Here is a 21,614-nt window from a genome sequence, read left to right on the forward strand (position 1 = left end):
TCTTCCAGTCGAAGACGACCCCTCCTTGAAATCACTGGTGGGCCCGGCAGGATTCGAACCTGCAACCAGACCGTTATGAGCGGCCGGCTCTAACCATTGAGCTACAGGCCCCGCCGCCTTCCGGGCCGCGTGGCGCGGCCGGCAACGGTGGCGGGCACCGTTTACAGGGTGCGCGGGGCTTCGGCAATCTCCGACCCACGGTTCAGCAACGCGGCATCACGATTTCACAAATCCTCGTTGGTAATTCGAACACCAGGCCGCGGAAGCGTCTTCCGCCAAATCGACAGTTGATGCCGCCTCCAAGTTCGCATGCCGTTTGGACCCCGCTGGCGTAAGCGGCGCCGAAACAATAGCCCTTCCTGTTTAGGGATGTCGAAAATTGCCTCCTCAATGTTCGCTATCCCCCTCCGAGAGCGCGCTTCTCTATGATGACCGCCTGCACGCTAGCGCCGTCTTTCCCAGCGCGCTGGTCACCCCTGGAGGTTCAAATGCCCAATACGATGGGCGGCCTATCCCCGCGCTTCCTGCGTACACCGGAGGCCGCGCGTTATCTTGGCCTTTCCGGCCGTACGCTCGAGAAGCATCGCACGTACGGCACAGGGCCCACGTATCGAAAGATCGGTGGTCGTGTTGTCTACGCGCAGGATGATCTGAAAGCCTGGGCCGATCTCGGCGCCAAGACGTCGACGTCGGATCCCGGCAAAGGGACGGTGCTACCAGCCAAGAAGTTCGCAATACTGCGCCCTTACGCGGGCCAGGAACGTCGCTGACCGGGCGCGCAGACAACGGCATGTGGCGCGAGATGGGCTCGATGCGACGCGAAACCCGTGCGCGCGGGCTGTAACGCAAGTGAAGCGATTCAACCTCAAAGATAAGAATCCGCAGGCCTAGTCGTAAGTGACAGGAAGGCAAAGAGTAGGTCACAGTCACAGGCGAGGTGGCCGGTAGGCGGAGCGCGCGGTGCGTTCGGAAATGCGCCGATCGCAATCGAAGCGCTCGAACAAATCGCCACGCTCTACGTGATCAAAACGACGGTCGACGAGCTGAAGTGCGGGCCAGTCCCCGGTCCGCAAAGGAACCAGCGCCCGGGTGGCGTTGCTTACGGGCTAGCGGCTCGACGAGCGGTTTGCGCATCTTCGCGAGAGCAAAGATCGCCAAAGGAGTGAGCCGGCTTCCCGCTTCCTGAATGCGCTCGATTACATCTTCCGGATCAATGTATACACGTACTTCATCAGAATTATCAATACCACCACAAAAATTACCAGTTTCAGCGCGTATTATCCTCATTTTGCTACATACTTTCGTCAAATGTATACTATGAGTATCCAGGGAGAGTAAGGGAGGGAGCGAGCGAATGGGTCACTGTTTTCCGATGAATGCTTGGTACGCCGCCGCTTGGGACGCCGACGTGAAACAGGCGCTATTGCCGCGCACGATTTGCGGCAAGCACATTGTGATGTATCGCCGCAGGAACGGGGAGGTGGCCGCGCTGGAGGATGCCTGTTGGCATCGACTGGTGCCGCTTTCAAAAGGTCGGCTTGAGGGCGACACTGTCGTCTGCGGCTATCATGGACTGAAGTTCAACGCGCAGGGCCGCTGCACCTTCATGCCCTCGCAAGAGACGATCAACCCTTCCGCCTGCGTGCGTGCCTATCCTGTCGTCGAGCGCCATCGCTTCATCTGGCTGTGGGTGGGCGATCCGGCGCTGGCTGACCCAGCGCTGGTGCCCGACATGCACTGGAACGACGATCCCGCTTGGGCTGGCGACGGCAAGACCCTTCACCTCAAATGCGACTACCGTTTGGTCGTAGACAATCTCATGGACCTGACGCACGAAACCTTCGTGCACGGCGCCAGCATCGGCAATGCCGCCATCGCTGAAGCGCCATTCGACGTCACTCATGGCGAGGTGACCGTCACCGTGACACGCTGGATGAAGGGGATTGCTCCGCCGCCATTCTGGGCGAAGCAACTGCAAAAGGCGGGCCCGGTGGACCGCTGGCAAATCATTCGTTTCGCGGCGCCGTGCACCATCAATATCGACGTCGGTGTCGCGCCGGCCGGCACCGGCGCGCCCGAAGGCGATCGCTCGGCAGGCGTCAACGGGATTGTTCTCAACACCATCACGCCCGAGACGGATACAAGCTGCCACTATTTCTGGGCATTCGTGCGCAATTATCGGTTGGGCAAACAGCGCCTGACCACCGAACTCCGCGAAGGCGTTTCCAGCATCTTCCGCGAGGACGAGCTCATTCTCGAGGCGCAGCAGCGCGCGATCGACGAAAATCCCGATCGGATCTTCTACAACCTCAATATCGATGCGGGAGCGATGTGGGCACGCCGCCTGATCGATCGCATGATCGAGGCGGAGAATCCGCCGCAACAACGGCAGGCTGCGGAGTAGGGCATGGCCGAGCGAGATAGTGATCGCTGCGTCTCACAGACCGTGCGCGCGCAGCTCCGCCTGCGCGATCTGATCCTATCGGGCGATTTGCGGCCTGGCGAACGGATTTCCGAATTGCAGGCGGTGGAGACGACCGGCGCCTCGCGCACCCCCGTGCGAATGGCGCTGGTTCGGCTGGAGGAGGAAGGGCTTCTGGAAGCGATCCCTTCCGGCGGCTTCACGGTGAAGGCGTTCTCCGAGCGAGATGTCCTGGACTCGATCGAACTGCGCGGCACGCTGGAGGGATTGGCCGCGCGCTTTGCCGCCGAGCGCGGGGTCTCTTCGCGCGATCTCGAGCCACTGAAAGGATGTCGCGAGGAAATCGACGGCCTGGTGCAGCAGGATCGGATCTCGATCGAGGCCTTCTCCTCCTACGTCACGCTGAATGCGCGCTTTCATGCGCTGTTGACCGAATTGTCGCGCAGCCCGCCCCTGATCCGGCAGGTCGATCGCGCGTCCGCGCTGCCGTTTGCCTCGCCAAGCGGCTTTGTGATGACCCAATCAGAACTGCCGCAGGCGCACGAGACGCTCTTGATTGCGCAAGATCAACACCGTGTCGTGATCGACGCTATCGAAAACCGCGAGGGTACGCGGGCTGAGGCGATCATGCGCGAGCACGCGCGGCTGGCGTCGCGCAATTTGCGGCTGGTGCTCAAGAATAAAACGCATTCTGACCTGCTGCCGGGGCTGGCACTCATCAGGACTGCAGGCGATTAAAGGAGGAGCGCATGCGTTTCATCGAGACCTGGACTCCCGCAACCCTGATTGCGACCCGCGATCTGACGTCCTCGATCCGCGAGTTCCTGATCAGGCCGGAAATTTTCGACGGTGCGGCCTACCCGGTCGGCAGTCATATTGATGTCGCCGTCACCGTCGGTGGCCGCCCCGAGACGCGGTCCTACTCGCTGATCGGCGAAGGCGACCGCGCCGGCTACCGTATCGCGGTGCGACGCGCGGAGGATTCCCGCGGCGGCTCGCGCTATATGTGGTCGCTCGCGCCCGGGGCGCGGCTGACCATCACGTTGCCGACCTCGCTGCTACCGATCGACTGGTCGCGCCGGCATTATTGCCTGATCGCCGGCGGCATCGGCATTACGCCGTTGATTGGGGCAGCACAGGCGCTCGACCGCCGCAAAGCCGAATTCACGTTGCATTACGCGATGCGTTCGCGCGAAGATGCTGTCTATCTGGATGTTCTGGCCACCTTGCTGAACGAGCGCCTCGTCGTCCATGCAGGCAATGAAGGGCGCCGGCTCGATTTCGACACCTTGTTCGCCTCGCTGCCGCCCGATGCCATGACCCTGTTTTGCGGCCCGATGCGAATGCTCGATGCTGCGCGTCGGGCCTGGACCAGCGCGGGGCGTGCGTTGCCCGACCTGCGCTACGAGACCTTCGGTTCGAGCGGCTTGCTGCCGACCGAAGATTTCCGGGTGCGCCTCGCGGACCGCGGCATTGAGATCGAGATTCCGCGCGATCGCTCGATGCTGGATGCGCTCAATGCGGCTGGTTATGAGGTCATTTCGGATTGCCGGCGCGGCGAGTGTGGCGTCTGTGCCGTCGACCTCGTCCATATCGACGGTGAGGTTGACCATCGTGACGTCTTCTTCAGCGAGAATCAGAAGCGTGCTAACGAGAAGATCTGCGCATGTGTCTCGCGCGCCCGCGGCACCATCACGGTCGATATGCTGCATCGCCCGGACGCGGTCTAGGCTCGTCACAATGCTTTCCACGACAATAGTCGTGGGTTCGTCTGGGCCGCCGCGGCCTGAAGCAGAGCGGGGCTTATGCTTCTGGCGGTGCTCGCCTCGCAGTCGCCTGGCCTACTCCTGGCTATTGCTCTCGTTCAGGGTGTGCTGCAGCCTGTCGAGGAAGCGTGCATACTCCTGGGCGCCCGGCTTATCAGTGAAGATCTGCCAGGCGGCCACCACCTCCACCTCGCCGTCGCGCCAGTCCGCGACTGCCTCGGGCAGACGCCGCGCCGGAGCGGCGCTTCTCGAGGCCGCATTCTACAATTCTGCCTAGCTTCGACGTCGATTGGTCAGGATCAACCGAGCAAGGCTCATTGTGGACTCCTCAACAGGTGAGGTGTGCGGCGTCTTCAACTGCAGCATCTTATTTCAGCAATCGGCGTGCCGCACGTGAAAGCGTTGCAGGCCGAGCCGAACGATTGAAAAGACAACCCTTCGCCCCGCGGCGGCGGAATGATGTTGGTTGGTGCGGTTTCGCACATCGGCGTTTTAAATCAGACACGAATGGCAGGGGGGGTGGACGGTCGATGGCGCCGCTTATCTCTCGTACGCCTTGAACATCTGCTCGAGCATGACGTGCCTTCCCGCGAGCTCGCGACCGAGTGCCCGCCATGGGTGCATTACCGGGCATTCGTGCGTTTTGTGGCATCGATCCTTCGTACAGGCGTTGGCGCAGGCGGCGAGCGCTGTCATCCGGATGCGAGGTCGAACGGCTTGCCGGCTCACGCTCGGCTCAGCAATCTCAACTTGGCAGAGGAACGCCTTCCATCTGTCAGACGGCCAGTGCGATTGGCCTGCTTCTTGCTATCCGAACATCAGCAATTTGTCATAGCCGTCAACTGATCACAGATCACTGGAGGGGCGATGGTCGCGGCACGCGAAACGTTCTACGATGTGATCAAACGTCAGGGCATCACGCGTCGCAGTTTCCTCAAATTCTGCAGTTTGACGGCCGTGAGCCTTGGGCTTGGCCCGCTCGCGGCAAACGATATTGCCAACGCGCTCGAGACCAAGCCGCGTATGCCCGTGATCTGGATGCATGGGCTCGAATGCACCTGCTGCTCTGAAAGCTTTATCCGCTCGGCCCATCCGCTTGTCAAAGACGCGGTCCTGTCGATGATTTCGCTCGATTATGACGATACCATCATGGCGGCGGCAGGACACCAAGCCGAAGCTATTCTTGAGGAGACCCGCGTCAAGTACAAGGGCCAGTATGTGCTTGCCGTCGAGGGTAATGCACCGCTGAACGAAGGCGGAATGTTCTGCATTGATGGCGGCAAGCCGTTCGTCGAAAAGCTCAACTCGATGGCGGACGATTGCATGGCGATCATCGCTTGGGGCACTTGTGCGTCATGGGGCTGCGTGCAGGCGGCCAAGCCCAACCCGACGAGGGCTGTGCCAATCGATAAGGTGATAACGAACAAGCCGATTATCAAAGTGCCCGGCTGTCCGCCGATCGCTGAAGTCATGACCGGCGTTGTGACCTTCATCACCACGTTCGGAAAACTTCCCGAGCTCGACCGCCAGGGGCGGCCGAAGATGTTCTATTCCCAGCGCATCCACGACAAGTGCTATCGGCGTCCCCATTTCGATGCTGGCCAATTTGTCGAGGAGTGGGACGACGAGGGTGCGCGCAAGGGTTATTGCCTCTACAAGATGGGTTGCAAGGGACCGACCAGCTACAACGCCTGCTCGACCGTCCGCTGGAACGGCGGCATTTCCTTCCCGATCCAGTCCGGTCACGGCTGCTTTGCCTGCACCGAAGACGGCTTTTGGGACAGGGGCTCGACTTATGACCACCTCACGACCATCAAGCAATTCGGCATCGAGAAGAACGCCGATCAAATCGGGATGGCGGCTGCCGGCGTTGCCGGTCTTACCCTTGCCGCGCATGCGGCGGTCACGGCCGCGAAGCGGCTCACCCGTAAAGGGGATGGCGCAGCTCAGGACAATCATCGGGGCTAGGGGGACAGGTGGGCGTGAAGACCCCCAATGGGTTCAAGCTCGATGGGGCCGGCAAGCGCGTTGTCGTCGATCCGCTAACTCGGATCGAGGGTCATCTGCGTGTCGAGGTCAACCTCGATTCGGACAATGTGATCCGCAATGCCGTCTCGAGCGGAACGATGTGGCGTGGCATCGAAACCATCCTGCGCGGGCGCGATCCGCGCGACGCTTGGGCGTTTACCGAGCGGATTTGCGGCGTCTGCACCGGCACCCATGCGCTGACTTCCGTGCGCGCGGTTGAGAATGCGCTCGGCATCGCGATTCCGGAGAATGCCAACTCGATACGCAACATCATGCAGCTCTGCCTGCAGGTTCATGATCATCTCGTACATTTCTATCACCTGCACGCGCTGGATTGGGTCGACGTGGTCTCCGCACTCAAGGCCGATCCCAAGGCGACCTCGAGATTGGCGCAGTCGGTCTCGTCCTGGCCGCTTTCATCACCGGGCTATTTCAAGGATCTGCAGATCAGGCTCACAAAGTTCTTCGATTCAGGGCAGCTCGGCCCGTTCAAGAATGCCTATTGGGGGCATCCGGCCTACAAGCTTACGCCGGAAGCGAACCTCATGGCTGTGGCGCATTATCTGGAAGCGCTCGATTTCCAGAAGGAAATCGTCAAGATCCACGCCGTCTATGGGGGCAAGAACCCACATCCGAACTGGCTGGTAGGCGGCGTGCCCTGCGCGATCAATGTCGATGGCACCGGCGCGGTGGGTGCGATCAACATGGAGCGGCTCAACCTGGTGTCCTCGATCATCGACCGTTCGATCGAGTTCGTCGAAAAGGTATATCTGCCCGATGTCGCGGCGATCGGCGCAGTCTACAAAGACTGGCTCTATGGCGGCGGTTTGTCGGCCAAGAGCGTGATGTCCTATGGCGACATCCCCGAAAACGCCAACGATTATTCCGCGACAAGTCTCAAGCTGCCGCGCGGCGTCATCCTTGATGGCAACCTCAAGGAGGTCTTGCCGATCGATCACGGTGATCCCGAGCAGATCCAGGAATTCGTCGCGCACTCCTGGTACAAATACGCCGACGAGTCCAGCGGGCTGCACCCCTGGGATGGCGTCACCGAGCCGAATTTCCAGCTTGGACCCAATTTCAAAGGCACAAGGACCGACATCAGGGAGCTCGACGAGGGCGGCAAGTATTCCTGGATCAAGGCGCCGCGCTGGCGCGGCAACGCCGTCGAGGTAGGACCGCTGGCGCGATGCATCATAGGCTATGCGCAAGGCAAAGCGGAATTCAGGGATCCGACCGACAGACTGCTCAAGACACTCGATCTTCCCGTGACGGCGCTTTTCTCGACGCTCGGCCGCACCGCAGCGCGTGCGCTCGAATGCCAGTGGGCGGCGCATCAGCTGCGCTATTTTCAGGACAAGCTGGTGGCTCACATCAAGGCGGGGGACACCTCAACGGCCAATACCAGCAAGTGGAACCCGGAAAGCTGGCCGAGGGTGGCCAAGGGATACGGCTTCACCGAGGCGCCGCGTGGCGCGCTCGGTCATTGGATCAAGATCAAGGACGCCAGGATCGAGAACTACCAGTGCGTCGTGCCGACGACGTGGAACGGCTCGCCGCGCGATCCCAAGGGTAATATCGGCGCATTTGAAGCCGCACTGATCGATACGCCGATGGCCGATCCAGAGCAGCCGCTGGAGATTTTGCGCACGATCCATTCCTTTGATCCGTGCCTGGCATGCTCGACCCACGTGATGAGCCCCAACGGCCAGGAAATGGCTTCGGTCAGGGTTCGATAAGGAGGTCGCCGTGCTGGACAAGATGCCGCGAGCCGTTACCACCCGTATTGGCAACGATGCGGCAAGGCGTGATCGCAGTGTCGAGCGTGACGTCGTCTACCTCTATGAAGAGCCGCTGCGGCTGTGGCATTGGGTCAATGCGGCAGCCATTCTGGTCTTGGGCATAACGGGCTACGTCATCGGAACCGGGATACCGTCAATGCCGGGAGAGGCAAACGACAATTTCCTGTTCGGCTATCTCCGCTTTGCGCATTTTTTTGCAGGCTATGTGCTCGCAATCGGCTTCCTGCTGCGCATCTATTTGGCCTTGGTGGGAAACTCCCATGCGAGGCAGATCTTCTACGTGCCGATTTGGCGCAGGTGCTTTTGGAGCGCGCTCTGGCACGCGGTGCGCTGGTACGCTTTCCTCGCGGCCGAGCCGAAGAAACATGTCGGGCACAATCCGCTAGCTCAGCTCGCGATGTTCTTCATGTTTACGCTGACGACAACGTTCATGATCGTCACAGGCTTTGCACTTTATGCGCAGGGCTCTGGCAACGACAGCTGGCAGGATGAGCTGTTCGGCTGGGTGTTTGCGATCTGGCCGAACAGTCAGGACGTTCATACCTGGCACCGTCTTGGCATGTGGGTCATCGTGTGCTTTGCGCTCCTCCACATCTACGCGGCGGTCTGGGAGGATATCATGTCGCGCCGGAGCATCATCTCTTCAATCATTTCGGGCGAGCGCGAATTCCGCGATTGATTGAGCATGCCGATGCTGTCCCCCAAAAAACCAAAACGTATCCTGGTGCTTGGCATCGGCAACATCCTGTGGGCCGACGAGGCATTCGGCGTGCGGGCGGTGGAAGAGTTCCACCGCCGCTACGCCGTCTCTGACAACGTCACCGTCCTCGATGGCGGTACGCAAGGGCTCTATTTGGTCAATTTTCTCGAGGAAGCCGATTGCCTGATCGTGTTCGATGCCATCGACTATGGACTTGCGCCCGGCCAGTTGAAGCTCATGCGGGACGACGAGGTGCCGAGGTTCACCGCCGCCAAGAAAATGAGCCTGCATCAGACCGGCTTTCAGGACGTCTTAAGTGCGGCCGACCTGCTTGGCCGCTGCCCGCGAGAGCTTGCTCTCATTGGCTGTCAGCCGATGGATCTGGAGAATTGGGGTGGTCCGCTGACCGCTCCGGTGCGCACCCAGATTGCGCCCGCGATCGAATTGGCTTGCGAACTTTTGATGCAGTGGGGGGCGCCGGCAAGACTTCGGACCGCGCCGTTCCCTCCCTCGGAAGGTTTGCTAGCGAACGATATCGACCATGCAAACTATGAGATGAGGGCGCGGCCGATCTAGCGGCTCGCAGGTTACGATGTGTTGGCTACGATGTGCCTTGGCCTGCCAATGACGATTATTGAGACCGACGGTATCTCGGCGCTGTGCGAGTATGGCAATGAAAAACGGTTCGTCTCGGTCATGCTGCTCTCCAAGCCGCCGGTCGGCGCCAAGGTGCTGGTCCATATCGATACCGCGGTGCGGCTCCTGGAGGACGATGAGGCTCGGCTGATCGCTGAGGCCCTCGACGGCCTCGATGCGGCCATCAATGGCCACGACTACGACCGGTTCTTTGCGGATTTGATCGGTCGCGAGCCGCAGCTGCCCGGGCACCTCCGCTAGCAGGCGTCGCTTGCCGTCCCGCTTACTTGCCATTGTTCAACTCGCCGTTGTTCATGGATAACGAGTCTCGCGCCGAAACAAGCTCCACGCCGAGGATGCCACGCGGGGCCTTGCACTGCTGATCGGAGCGGAATGCATAACTGCGACAAAACGGTGATTGGCACACACCTTGCTAACACCCATCCCGTGAACCGCGACGATAGAAAGGAGCTGATGAGCTTTCAGTCGGGAAAGCATGATTTGACACGGCGCGGTCCGTCCGAGGCCGTGACCGCGAGCAACGACGCACGGGCCGGGATATGGAGAATTTGACCGACCACATGTTCAGACTCATTGATCACCTGCGCGCCGGAGCGTCTGTCGTCAAGAATGTCACTTCTCAGCCCGCACGAGCGAACGTCGCGTCATGAAAGCAGGCATTTCCTTTGCGCAAGGCGCCGAGCATCGGCTGAGCGTGTTTCCGACCGGCGCGGAAAGCCTCGAGGCAGGCCATAGCGGGCCGACGGCTGCTGCCGCGCTCGCCAAGCTCGCTTCGCTCGATGGCGTCGAGCTGGCAAGGAATTGTCCGAATGCCGTGGCACTGTTGTCAAACCTCGCCGCTGCCGTTGCCGGCCAGAAGAGCGCTGCACAAACGCAGCTGTTCAAGCTTGCGACTCTCAGCGATCTTGAGCGCAAGCTGATTGCCGACGTACTTGGGACGGGCGAAATCGCCGGCGTCGCTGCGCTGCCGGATGGCTCTGTGGCACGGATCGAAGAAACGTTGCTTGCAGGAATTTGGCGCGTGTGCATCGGCAGCGACCAGGCACAAGAATATATCGAAGTCGGCGCAATACCGCAGATCGTGCGGCGCGCGGCAACCGACCTGACGTCGACTAATCTTACGATCTATGCGGCGCCGGAAGGCGCGATGAACGTGCTACCGGTGCTCGCGGAAATTCGAGAACGGGCGCTGGGTTGGCGGCCCGGCATGAGCGCGCATATCATCAACTTCACGCTCCTGCCGATGAGCCCGGTCGACCAGGCGTTTCTGCAGCAAAGCGTCGGCAACGGGCCGATCCTGCTCACCTCGCGCGGCTACGGCACGTGCCGCGTGCAGGCGACCGGCATCCGGAACGTCTGGTCGGTGCAGTTCTTCAATTCCACAGATAGCATCATCCTGGATACGCTTGAGGTTGGCGGCGTCCCGACGGTTGCGCTGGCAACCGACGAGGATTTTGAGGATTCCGCCGAACGCATGCAGGAAATCATCGAGGCCTACTTCGAATGACGAGCTTCGAGACTGTTGCCGTCCGGGAGAATCTCGCAGACGACGCGCGCATGGGGTGCGGCATCTGCCGGATCGCCTACGATCTCGCAGAGGGCACGAGGGCGTGCGCATGAGCCACGCCGTTAGTAACGGAATAGAGGTCACCGTATCGCTTGCTGGCGACAAGATTGCCACGGTCGAAATCCTGCCGCCCGTCCGGCCGCCACTGGCGCGGCTATTCGCCGGAAGACCAGCCAGTTCGTTGCTCAATGCGCTGCCTCGGCTGTTTTCGTTGTGTGCTGCCGCGCATCAGGTGGCATTCCAGTCCGCGATCGAGGCGGCGCGCGGCGTAGGCATCAGCCTTGCGACGAGGCAGCATCGTACGACCCGGGTCGTTGCCGAGCGGCTGGCGGAACTGCTCCGGGGCCTGTTTGTCGCCCATTTCGCGAAGGATGCCACCAGTGCCGGCGCGATCCGCGTCCTGATGCAGGACGTCTCGGCGCTTGTCGGCAGCGTAGAGGCCGGCTGCGGTCCCGTTCCACGCGAGGCAACGGCGCGTGTCCCGGCCGCGCTGACGGCTCTCGGCATATCAAATGAAGGTGGCGCGCCGACGTCCGGCAGCCCGCTCGCGCTTCGCATCGCCGCGCTTGACGAAGCCGTATTGAAGCCTGTGCCGATGCAGCACTCGTTCCTGTCCGCTGCCGACGACCACGACATCATTGAACGGCTGCTCTCGAACGACGTGCGGGTTTGCCATTGCTCCGACCTAGGACGCGGTATTCCCGAGACGGGGCCATGGGCGCGCCAAATGTTGCGTGGCCGGCTTTCGCCAGGCCGGTCGGCCCCGGCTGAGCGGCTGAAGGCGAGAATCGCCGAAATCGTCGGGCTCTGCGCTTGGCTCAAAGCCGGGGCTCATATCGAGACAGCGAAGGATGGGATCGCCGAAAGCTACGGGCTGGGACCGCGCCGTGGTGCGGCCGCGATCGAATGCGCCAGGGGACGTCTTTATCACGCGGTCGAGCTCGATCGTCATGGGCAGATATCGCGCTTCGAATGTCTTACGCCGACCGAATGGAATTTCCACGCGCGCGGACCGCTGGTCCGCAGTTTGCAGGGCGCGGTGCTGATGGCCAGGCCGCAGGCACGAGCTGCAATTCGCGCGATGATTGAATCGTTCGACCCTTGCGCCGCCTTCACCCTCAACTTTCGCGAACCCTGCGATGCATGAAATGGCGCTTTGCGAGGGCATCATCCAGATTGTCGAGGAGGAGGCGCGCCGGCGATCGTTTTCAAAGGTGAAGACCGTGTGTCTGGAGGTCGGAGCGCTGAGTTATGTCGCTCTGGAAGCGATGAAGCTCAGCTTTGCGGTCGTTGCTGCGCGGACCATCGCCGACGGCGCGGTTCTTAAGATCGTCGAGCAGCCTGGCCTCGCCTGGTGCTTGGCCTGTTCGACAAGCGTCGAGATTTCCCGGCGCTGCGAGCCATGCCCCCGCTGCGGCAGCTACCAGCTGCAGGTGACTGCGGGTGAAGAGATGCGGGTCAAAGAGTTGAAGATCGACTGATGTGTAGCATATGCGGCTGTAGCGAAGGAGTGCCCTCCACCGAACGCACCCACGCGCAAGGTGCGCATGCCAATGGTCATCGCCATGCACATGGTCACGACCTTGATCATGTGCATACCGGCCAGGGCGTGCATCATTCTCACCGCCCTCATCGTCGCCGCCATCATGATCACAACCATCAGCGGGCTCATGGCGGACGGGCGCTTTTGGATTGCGCGGCTGACCCGGCCGGCTTGACGGTTGCGGGCATGAGCAGCGAGCGGGTCATTCAGATCGGGCGCGACATCCTCGGCAGGAACGACAGGATCGCGGCCGACAACCGCGCCCGATTCCTGGCCGATGACATGCTTGTGTTCAATCTTGTTTCAAGTCCTGGCGCGGGAAAAACCTCGCTCCTCGTCCGCGCCGTCAGCGAGCTCAAGCGGAGCTGGCAGCTTGGGGTCATCGAGGGCGACCAGCAGACCTCAAACGATGCCGAGCGCATTCGCGCGACCGGCGTGCCTGCAATTCAGATCAATACTGGCAAGGGCTGCCATCTCGATGCTACGATGGTCAGCGAGGCTTATCGCCGCTTGCCGCCACTCAACCACGGCATTCTCTTCATCGAGAATGTCGGCAATCTGGTTTGTCCCGCGGCGTTCGATCTCGGCGAAGCCTGCAAGATCGTCGTGCTCTCGACCACCGAGGGTGAAGACAAGCCACTTAAATATCCAGAAATGTTTGCCGCATCGTCACTCATGCTGATCAACAAGATTGATCTGGCGCGCCTGGTCGATTTCGATTTGGACCAGACCGTCGAGTATGCGAGACGCGTCAGTCCAGGGATCGAAGTGCTGACGGTTTCAGCGCGTACCGGCGAGGGCTTTGCCGCGCTCTACGCCTGGATTGGGAAGCAAGTGGCAGGTCAGACCCATCCCGTCGGGGGCACGGCGCGATGAGCGAGGTAATCGCCGGCTCGGGAACGCGTCTGCGCCTACGCATCAGCGGCGCCGTTCAAGGCGTCGGCTTTCGTCCGTATGTATATCGTCTCGCTGCTCGTTATGGGCTCGCCGGGTTTGTCGCCAACGATCCCGACGGCGTCATCATCGAGGTCGAGGGTGAGGGTACGTCCGAGTTCGTGGCCGCCTTGCCGCTCGAAAGGCCGATATTGGCGCGCATCGACCAAATCTCGGTTCAGGAGATCGGCGCGCTTGGGGCCAAAGACTTTTCGATCCGCCGCAGCGAACAGGGCAGGTCGTCGACGCGGATCGTCGCAGATGCCGCGACATGCCAGCAATGTCTGAATGAGTTGTTCGACCCAACAAGCCGCTATTACCTCTATCCCTTCATCAACTGCTCCCATTGCGGCCCGCGCTACACCATTGCCGGACAGCTCCCGTATGATCGCCGCAACACTGCGATGAAGGCCTTCGCGATGTGTGCCGCCTGTGCGGCCGAATATGCCGATCCTTTGAGCCGTCGTTTTCACGCCGAGGCAATCGCGTGCCCGATATGCGGCCCTCAGCTCAGCCATGGGATCGATAATATTGCCGCGGCGATCGCCGGCGGCCGGATCGTGGCGATCAAGGGGCTTGGAGGGTATCAGCTGCTTTGCGATGCAGCCAATCATGACGCGGTGCGGCGTTTGCGTAAGCGGAAGCAGCGCGACCAGAAGCCGTTCGCGGTCATGATCGGCTCCATAGAGCAGGCCAACGAGATTGCGGAGACCAACGCCGCCGAGCTCGCATTGCTGGAAACCGTAGCTCGCCCGATCGTTTTGCTGCGCTCGCGCAACCGGCTTGCGCCCGCGATAGCCCCCGGCCTGTCGCGCCTCGGCGTCATGCTGCCCGTGGCCCCGCTGCATCACCTTATCTTCCATGCGCTCGGCTCGATTGGCGCAATGCGGAGGGATGGCGGTCCGGCCGTTGAGAGTGGTGGTCCGGTCATCGTCGCAACCAGCGCCAATCTCGGAGGCGAACCGCTACCGATCGACAACGGCCAGGCGTTGCGGAGGCTTGCCGACATCGCCGATCTTATTGTGACTCATGATCGCGATATCCTTACGCGTGCTGATGATTCCGTGGTGTCGGTCGTGGCCGGACGGCGCCAATTCATTCGCCGCGCCCGCGGCTATGTTCCCGAACCGATCCGGCTTGCGAGGTCCGTGCCGCCCCTGCTCGCCGTCGGCGGCGCGCTGAAATCAACTGTCACCGTTACGCGGGGTAACGAAGCATTTGTCTCCCAGCACATCGGCGATCTCGATACGGCTGAAGGTATTCGCGTTTTCGGGGAGACGGTCCGCCATCTCATCTCGACCCTCGACGTCAGGCCTGTCGTCATGGCCCATGATCTGCATCCCGACATGGCATCTACCCGCTTTGCCGAAGCAAGCGGCTGCGTTCTGATCGCTGTCCAGCACCATCACGCGCACGCCGCTGCCGTCATCGCAGAGCATAGTCTCACCGCGCCTACGCTCGCCCTTCTGCTCGACGGCCATGGCTATGGCTGCGACGGCGGCAACTGGGGTGGCGAGCTCTTGTTGTGCGACGGCGCCCGGTTTCGACGCATCGGACATCTCGCACCCTTGCAAATGCCTGGCGGGGATCGTGCAGCCCGCGAGCCCTGGCGAATGGCGAGCGCGATACTTCAGAGTTTGGGACGGGGACATGAAATTGCGCGTCGCTTTGCCTCGCAGCCGCAGGCTGAGCATCTGCGGGCATTGCTCGATCGGCCTTGCGGGGCCACCACGACCAGCGCGGGCCGGCTGTTCGATGCAGCAGCGGCGCTGCTCGGGGTTGCGACCCTGCAGAGCTATGAGGGGGAAGCCGCGATGAAGCTCGAGGCGCGGGTGCGGCAGACTGCGGTGCAAGAAGCGGGTTGGATGATCAATGATGGCGTTCTGTCATTTCGTCCACTGTTTGCGCGCTTGGTTGCAAACGATATCGGCGCCACTGAGGGAGCCGAGCTGTTTCATGGCACGTTCGCCGCCGGCTGCGTTGATTGGGTCGCAACCTCTGCGCAGACAACTGGTATCACAACCGTCGTTCTGAGCGGTGGTTGCTTCCTGAACGCGGTGCTCGCAGACGAAATCCAGGGCGGCTGCATTGCGGCGGGCCTCACTGCGCTGTTGCCACGGCAGGTTCCACCTAACGACGGCGGCTTGAGCCTCGGCCAAGCGTGGATCGCCGCTCTTCAGACTGCTGAGCAGCCGCAAGCTCCGGAAGGAACAGCCTGATATGTGTCTATCGGTACCGGCTGAGGTCGCCGAACTCCTTCCCGGTGACATGGCCATTGTGTCCATCGATGGCGTCAGCCTGGAAATATCGATTGCGCTGATCGATGATCTCGCCGTGGGGGATTACGTCCTTGTCCATGTCGGCTACGCCCTGGCCAAAATCGACCCTGCGGAAGCCGAGCGTACGCTGGAGCTCCTGCAGGAACTCGGTAACGTCGAGCAGGAGCTCGGGTCATGAAATATGCCGACGAATTTCGCGACAAGATCATTGCCCAGCGTCTCGCGCAGACGATCGGCACTGAGGCCAATCCACAACGGGCCTACCGGTTCATGGAGTTTTGCGGCGGCCACACGCATGCGATCGCCCGCTATGGCTTGGAGGACTTGCTCCCGGCGAATGTCCGCTTGATCCACGGCCCGGGCTGTCCGGTCTGCGTTCTGCCCACCAGCCGGATCGACATGGCGATCCGGTTAGTCGCCCGGCCGCAGGTCACTCTCTGTGTCTACGGCGACCTGATGCGAGTGCCCGGCACGCAAGGACAATCCCTGTTACGAGCCAGGGCGCTCGGCGCTGACATTCGAATGGTCTATTCGACGCTCGATGCGATCCGGATCGCCGAGCACACGCCGGATCAGCAGGTGGTCTTTTTTGCCATTGGATTTGAGACCACGGCGCCTGCGACGGCAGTGATGATCCGGCTTGCCAAGAAGAAGCGGCTGAAGAATCTCAGCGTGTTCTGCAACCACGTGCTGACTCCCCCGGCGATGCAAAGCATTCTCGATAGTCCCGATATCCAGACTATTGGCCAGGCCGAAATCGACGGCTTTATCGGGCCTGCGCATGTCAGCACTATCATCGGTACGGAGCCTTACGGGCGCTTGGCCGACGAATTCGGCGAGCCGATCGTGATCGCGGGATTTGAGCCACTCGACGTGATGCAGGCCATCCTGATGCTGGTGCGGCAGGTGAATGACGGCCGATCCGAGGTGCAGAACCAATATAGCCGTGCGGTGAAGCGTGAAGGCAACCACCGCGCCGTCGAAGAGATGTCTAACGTTTTCGAGCTCCGCGACCAGTTCGAATGGCGTGGGCTCGGGCTCATACCCGATAGTGGGCTGAAGCTGAAGCGAGCTTACGCCAAATTCGACGCCGAGGCACGTTTCGTGATGCACGAACAGCCCGTTGCCGACAATCCGGCGTGCGAGTGCGGGGCCATCCTGCGCGGCATGAAGAGGCCTGTCAACTGCAAGCTATTCGGAACGGTCTGTACACCGGAAACCCCCATAGGATCCTGCATGGTCTCATCGGAAGGCGCCTGTGCCGCGCACTGGACGTATGGCCGGGGCCGCGGCCATCAGCTGCGGCGGGCGTGATGCGAGTGAAGTCCTATCAGCGCAAGCTCGATATCAAGAACGGATGCATCGACCTTTCCCACGGTTCCGGGGGGCGCGCCACGACGGAGCTGGTCCTCGGCCTGTTTCACGAAGCGTTCGGCAATGAATGGCTCGCCCGTTGCAACGATCAGTCGGCCTTCGGTGTCCGCTCGGGCAGGATGGTGATGACGACTGACAGCTATGTGGTTTCACCGCTGTTCTTTCCCGGCGGCAATATTGGGTCACTCGCGGTGCACGGCACAATCAACGATGTCGCGATGGCCGGTGCGCGTCCACTCTATCTGGCGGCAAGTTTCATCCTTGAAGAGGGGTTCCGACTCTCGGATCTGAAGGCGATTGCGGATTCGATGGGCGCAGCGGCGCGTGCCGCCGGCGTTCACATCATCACGGGTGACACCAAGGTCGTCGAGCGGGGCAAGGCGGATGGTCTGTTTATCTCGACGACGGGGGTTGGCGTTCTGGCCAACGGGCTCGAGCTGTCCGCGGAGAACGCACGGATCGGTGACCGGGTGCTGGTTTCCGGCTGCCTCGGCAACCATGGGGTTGCGATCATGTCGCGACGTCATAACCTGGCTTTCCAGGTCGACATTGTCTCGGATTCCGCAGCTCTGCATGATCTCGTCGCCGTGATGGTTGCGGCCGGCGGCGCCAGCATCCGGGTGATGCGCGATCCCACGCGCGGCGGTCTTGCTGCAACGCTCAACGAGATTGCGCACCAATCGAGCCTCGGATTCCGCCTGCAGGAAGAGGCTATCCCGGTAAAGCCGGTCGTTACGGCTGCCTGCGAACTCCTTGGGCTTGATCCGCTCCATGTTGCCAACGAGGGCAAACTCGTTGCAATCGTGGCGGCAGATATGGCGGATGCCGTGCTTGCCGCCATGAAGGCCCATCCGCTCGGGTGCGATGCAGCTGATATCGGCGAAGCGGTCGCCGATCATCATCATTTGGTGCAGATGTCGACCAGCTTTGGCGGCGGACGAATTGTCGACTGGTTGTCGGGCGAACAACTGCCCCGGATTTGTTGAAGGCGCCAGCGCCGGCACGAAGGACTGGTTCGACTTCCGGGAAGTCTCAATTGTTCCCGCCTCTGGAGCAGGCGTGTCATCTTGAAATACCTAGTGTGCACGCCGCATCGCGCGACTTCGACCTGGCAACTGCGGCATGGTCCTTGTCCGCTTTGCGACATGGCCGACCAGCGTTGTTGTGCCTGCGACAGTCATGAAATGATGTGCAAACGCAGCATGGTCAATTGGGCCGCACGGACCGATCCGACATGCAAGCGGCAATGCGCTATCGAGGCTTCAGCACCGCTCTGAGGCTCACACCACGGGACGTCGCGCGTCATCTTTGGCATCACACTTGCTACGAGTGGAACGTTCAGCCCGACGTATGATCGTCTAGCCGCGCATCGCTCGTAGGCGAGTGCCCAAAGGCGGTCGGCGCCACGCTTGCGGGCTATTTTTTCGCCGGAGTGCCCTGTGTTATCGTCTACCGATCGGCCAGCCGGCTTGCTCGCGACCCGATTAGCATTTTTCGTAGCCGGATTCGGCTTTGCCTCATGGGCACCTCTTGTGCCGCTCGCCAAGGAGCGGCTTGCGATCGATGATGGCGTGCTTGGCCTGGTGTTGCTCTGGCTTGGCGTTGGATCCGCCGTTGCTATGCTCGTCACCGGCGCGGCGAATGCGCGTTACGGCAGCCAGACCATCATTCTTGGTGGCGGTCTTGGCCTTGCGCTCATCCTGCCGTGGCTTGTTGTGGCCAGCACACCTCTTTGCCTCGGCGCCGTGCTGTTTGCCTTCGGGGTTTCGCTTGGCTCGATCGACATAGCCATGAACGTTCACGGAACCGAAGTAGAGCGCGCCGCCGGCCGTCCGTTGATGTCCGGCTTCCACGCGCACTTCTGCATTGGCGAAGTTGCCGGCTGCGCTATTATGACTACCTCCCTCTCGCTCGGCACTGACGCGCTTGCTCCAACATTGATCTGTTCGGCGTTGATGACGATCGCGCTTGGATTGGCATGGCCGCGGTTTCTCGCAACGGGTCGGACCGAGCAACGGCTAGGGTTCGTCCTGCCCGATCGCGGCGTGTTGCTCATAGCAACGCTTGCGGCCATGACCTTTCTTGTCGAAGGCGCAATGCTCGACTGGAGCGCCTTGTTTCTCGTTGATCAAGGTCTTGTCTCGAAGGCGCATGGCGGCTTCGGTTACATGTTGTTTTCCATTGCCATGACAGCAGGCCGCCTCGGCGGAGATGCCGTCGTGACGCGGTTCGGCGATCGCGCCACATTAATGTTCGGAACTCTGCCGATCATGGCAGGTTTTGCGGCGCTGCTAGCGGCGCCTGTTGGGGCAATTGCCATGGCGGGGTGTCTGCTTATCGGATTGGGTGCTGCGAATATTGTGCCGGTGCTGTGCCGCCGGGCCGGCAAACAGAAGACAATGCCGGTTTGCCTTGCAATCGCAGTCATCACGTCGGCCGGCTACACGGGTATGCTCGTCGGTCCTGCTATCGTCGGCCTTATCTCAAACATGGCCGGCCTTCCATGGGCATTCGCAATGCTGGGCGTGCTCCTGTGCGCCGTCACGCTCGTGGCGCCGATCGTGATGGCGGACTGGCACTGAGTTGTGGTGTGGCTGCCCTTGCAAATTCGATTTTTGATAGGTTCATCCGCCGTCTGCGCAAGCTGCCATCTTTCCAAGAGGCGACATTCCACAAGGCCGCGGCGTGACTGGCCGTTCAGGCGGCATGGGGACGGTCTGCCGCCGCAGGTTCGAATATGCGTCCGGCTTGCCGACAATCACTCATCCTGCCTTTCGCTCCGGTTCGACGCCATTCTCCAGCAGCTGGATGTCCAAACTTGAGATCTCCGGCATGGCCTTGCCCGCGATGGCTTGAAGATCTCCGACCATCCCGACCGTCGAGTCGACGACGGCCAAAATTTGCGTTTCCCGCTTGGCCCACTGCCGCCCCATGAATTTTCGTTCCTTGTCGAGGTCATCACGCATGTCGTTGAACTTCTCAACTACCGCTTCCACCCGCTGCCGGAATTTAGTCCCCGTCAGGTAATGGTAGACCTGCTCCATCTTCGTTTGCTGGCCTTGCTGCACAAGGCGCGAGCCGGTGACGTCAATAAGTGCCTGACGGAGGGCCACCGCAACCGGCAGAGCACATCGGGGGTGCGTCACCCATATCCCGTCAATCAGATCGAAATGTTCGACATGTTTTGGAAGCGCCTGTGATACGATGAGCGCAACATCGGCTCCGCAGCGGCGCTGATCATCCCGGAGCTTGCCAAGCCACCCGTCGCTCCAAGCCTTGGTGCGCTTGGATTCCCAGAGGATAATGCCCGCGGCCTGCCCGATAGAGCCATTGACCTGCTGCACGACGTCTGCGCCAAGTTCGCCTTTGCCCACCGGCTCAATCAGGTCAGTTGGAAAGCGGCCGCGAAGAACGCCTTCCAGCTCAAGCTCCAGGACCTCGCCCTGCGATTGTTGTGACCCTTGCTCAGCCTTACGCTTCAGCTCCTCGATTGTGCGGGCCATCGACTCGATTGTCTGGTCTTTTTCCGCGACTCGCAGTCGAGCGGCTTCGTCAGCTTCCTGCCTTGCCTTTGCCTGGATCTGTTCAGCTGAAGCCTGGACACGTTTCTCAACGGTCAGATCAAGTTCGCGCTTCTCGTCATCGAGTGCTCGTTGCTTGCGGATAAGCGCGGCCTGGGCCTGCTGCGCCTCCGCCAGCTTGGTGTTGTTCGCCTCGAGAATCTGCCGGAGCTCGGCCAATTCGGTTGTACGTGCCTCCAGTTCGGCTGCGGCCGCATCACGCGCTTTCTTGGCCTCCATCGCGACAAGTTGGTTGCGCTCGGCCGCCAAGCGTCGCGCCACCTGGTCTTCGATCAGCTCGCGATCCTTTTGCAGCTGTTCGCGCTCCTGCCGGAGTGCTTCGGTCTTGCGCGCGAGCTCCGCGTCCTTCCTCGCGAGCTGTTCTTGGAAGCGCTGGCGGGTTTCCGCGAGGAGCGGGGCGGCGAGCGATTCAGTCAGCCGGATCTCGTGGTTGCAATTCGGACAATGAAGGGTGGGCTCGGGGGCGCTGGTGGCCGCGGTCGCACTAAATGTCATGAACCCTCCCGGTCTGCGGCTAGGGCGGGATAAAGCTGATCGCCCGGCTTCAGGTATGGCTTTATCGCTATTTCAACGTTCCGGTCGAATGCCGTAATCCCTCGCAGCGGCTTTTCCACTAAAACCAGCTTGAAATGCCAACGAAACAGGCTTGGATGGGCCGGGTCGCTTCATGCCGACCAGCCCAGCGGGTTCAATCTGGTCTTCTTCTCCGCCATCAGCCGCTTCACTTCATTTGAGCAAGCGACAGCGACTTTGAGATGGTCCGCTGGCATCATTCGGCACACCGAGGTCAGCGAGAATTTTGCCGAACTCCCAAGATAAGGGTTGGCAAGGTCCTCTTTGCGCTCACAGGACTAAACCGCTCGCGCGGTAGGGCGCTGCTGCGGTCAGCGTAGCCAAGACGATAGCGCAACGGGGCGTCCTGTCTTGAGATGAGGGGTTCGCAACCTTCACTCAAAACAGGA

General features: G+C 61.2%; 19 protein-coding genes and 1 tRNA gene. 18 read left to right on the forward strand and 2 right to left on the reverse strand.

Going from position 1 to position 21,614, the window contains the following annotated elements:
* Positions 1-35: 35 nt before the first annotated feature.
* A tRNA-Ile gene (locus AC628_RS16980) sits at positions 36-111 on the reverse strand.
* Positions 112-488: 377 nt separating this feature from the next.
* Between AC628_RS16980 and AC628_RS16985 the strand changes: the two genes are divergently transcribed.
* The 18 genes from AC628_RS16985 (at position 489) to AC628_RS17070 (ending at position 19,653) form a co-directional block, all read left to right on the forward strand.
* Positions 489-770, forward strand: coding sequence for a helix-turn-helix transcriptional regulator (locus AC628_RS16985; RefSeq protein ID WP_074127958.1), 282 nt, complete (start codon positions 489-491; stop codon positions 768-770).
* A 584-nt stretch (positions 771-1,354) separates the two neighbouring features.
* Entirely contained in the window at positions 1,355-2,404 is a 1,050-nt protein-coding gene (locus AC628_RS16990; RefSeq protein ID WP_074127942.1) for an aromatic ring-hydroxylating dioxygenase subunit alpha, read from the forward strand.
* Positions 2,405-2,407: 3 nt separating this feature from the next.
* Complete coding sequence (locus AC628_RS16995) at positions 2,408-3,160, forward strand: GntR family transcriptional regulator (RefSeq protein ID WP_074127943.1); 753 nt, start codon at positions 2,408-2,410, stop codon at positions 3,158-3,160.
* 11 nt (positions 3,161-3,171) lie between these two features.
* Positions 3,172-4,152: a PDR/VanB family oxidoreductase gene (locus AC628_RS17000; RefSeq protein WP_074127944.1), complete on the forward strand. Its 981-nt coding sequence runs from the start codon at positions 3,172-3,174 to the stop codon at positions 4,150-4,152.
* A gap of 903 nt (positions 4,153-5,055) precedes the next feature.
* The gene (locus tag AC628_RS17005; protein ID WP_074127945.1) at positions 5,056-6,156 is read left to right on the forward strand and encodes a hydrogenase small subunit; all 1,101 of its coding nucleotides are present in this window, start codon (positions 5,056-5,058) and stop codon (positions 6,154-6,156) included.
* A gap of 8 nt (positions 6,157-6,164) precedes the next feature.
* Entirely contained in the window at positions 6,165-7,955 is a 1,791-nt protein-coding gene (locus AC628_RS17010) for a nickel-dependent hydrogenase large subunit (protein WP_074127946.1), read from the forward strand.
* A gap of 22 nt (positions 7,956-7,977) precedes the next feature.
* Positions 7,978-8,697 (forward strand): Ni/Fe-hydrogenase, b-type cytochrome subunit, encoded by a 720-nt coding sequence (gene cybH, locus AC628_RS17015; protein ID WP_074127959.1) that lies wholly within the window; start codon positions 7,978-7,980, stop codon positions 8,695-8,697.
* A 12-nt stretch (positions 8,698-8,709) separates the two neighbouring features.
* Positions 8,710-9,294 carry a HyaD/HybD family hydrogenase maturation endopeptidase gene (locus AC628_RS17020; RefSeq protein WP_143201650.1) on the forward strand — a complete coding sequence of 195 codons (585 nt, stop codon included), beginning with the start codon at positions 8,710-8,712 and terminating at the stop codon, positions 9,292-9,294.
* 30 nt (positions 9,295-9,324) lie between these two features.
* Positions 9,325-9,615: a HypC/HybG/HupF family hydrogenase formation chaperone gene (locus AC628_RS17025; protein ID WP_074127947.1), complete on the forward strand. Its 291-nt coding sequence runs from the start codon at positions 9,325-9,327 to the stop codon at positions 9,613-9,615.
* Between the two features lie 406 nt (positions 9,616-10,021).
* Positions 10,022-10,882, forward strand: a complete 861-nt coding sequence (locus tag AC628_RS17030) for a hydrogenase expression/formation protein (RefSeq protein ID WP_074127948.1) — start codon at positions 10,022-10,024, stop codon at positions 10,880-10,882.
* Between the two features lie 109 nt (positions 10,883-10,991).
* Positions 10,992-12,089, forward strand: coding sequence for a nickel-dependent hydrogenase large subunit (locus AC628_RS17035; RefSeq protein ID WP_074127949.1), 1,098 nt, complete (start codon positions 10,992-10,994; stop codon positions 12,087-12,089).
* Positions 12,082-12,423, forward strand: coding sequence for a hydrogenase maturation nickel metallochaperone HypA (gene hypA, locus AC628_RS17040; protein ID WP_074127950.1), 342 nt, complete (start codon positions 12,082-12,084; stop codon positions 12,421-12,423). Before AC628_RS17035 ends, hypA begins: the two co-directional genes overlap by 8 nt.
* A complete protein-coding gene (hypB, locus tag AC628_RS17045) occupies positions 12,423-13,361 on the forward strand; it encodes a hydrogenase nickel incorporation protein HypB (protein WP_074127951.1) in 939 nt (312 codons plus the stop codon). Before hypA ends, hypB begins: the two co-directional genes overlap by 1 nt.
* Positions 13,358-15,637 carry a carbamoyltransferase HypF gene (gene hypF / locus AC628_RS17050; RefSeq protein ID WP_074127952.1) on the forward strand — a complete coding sequence of 760 codons (2,280 nt, stop codon included), beginning with the start codon at positions 13,358-13,360 and terminating at the stop codon, positions 15,635-15,637. The genes hypB and hypF overlap by 4 nt, the downstream gene beginning before the upstream one ends.
* A 1-nt stretch (position 15,638) precedes the next feature.
* Positions 15,639-15,875: a HypC/HybG/HupF family hydrogenase formation chaperone gene (locus tag AC628_RS17055; protein ID WP_074127953.1), complete on the forward strand. Its 237-nt coding sequence runs from the start codon at positions 15,639-15,641 to the stop codon at positions 15,873-15,875.
* Positions 15,872-17,011, forward strand: a complete 1,140-nt coding sequence (hypD, locus tag AC628_RS17060) for a hydrogenase formation protein HypD (protein ID WP_074127954.1) — start codon at positions 15,872-15,874, stop codon at positions 17,009-17,011. Before AC628_RS17055 ends, hypD begins: the two co-directional genes overlap by 4 nt.
* Positions 17,011-18,057 (forward strand): hydrogenase expression/formation protein HypE, encoded by a 1,047-nt coding sequence (gene hypE / locus AC628_RS17065; RefSeq protein ID WP_074127955.1) that lies wholly within the window; start codon positions 17,011-17,013, stop codon positions 18,055-18,057. The genes hypD and hypE overlap by 1 nt, the downstream gene beginning before the upstream one ends.
* Before the next feature lie 453 nt (positions 18,058-18,510).
* On the forward strand, positions 18,511-19,653 hold the full coding sequence (locus AC628_RS17070; protein WP_074127956.1) for an MFS transporter: 1,143 nt from the start codon (positions 18,511-18,513) through the stop codon (positions 19,651-19,653).
* Between the two features lie 180 nt (positions 19,654-19,833).
* Here the strand turns inward: AC628_RS17070 and AC628_RS17075 are convergent, their stop codons facing one another.
* Entirely contained in the window at positions 19,834-21,147 is a 1,314-nt protein-coding gene (locus AC628_RS17075) for a DUF2130 domain-containing protein (RefSeq protein WP_074127957.1), read from the reverse strand.
* Positions 21,148-21,614: the final 467 nt, after the last annotated feature.

It is taken from the genome of Bradyrhizobium sp. NAS96.2 (assembly GCF_001908235.1).
Taxonomy (GTDB): Bacteria; Pseudomonadota; Alphaproteobacteria; order Rhizobiales; family Xanthobacteraceae; genus Bradyrhizobium.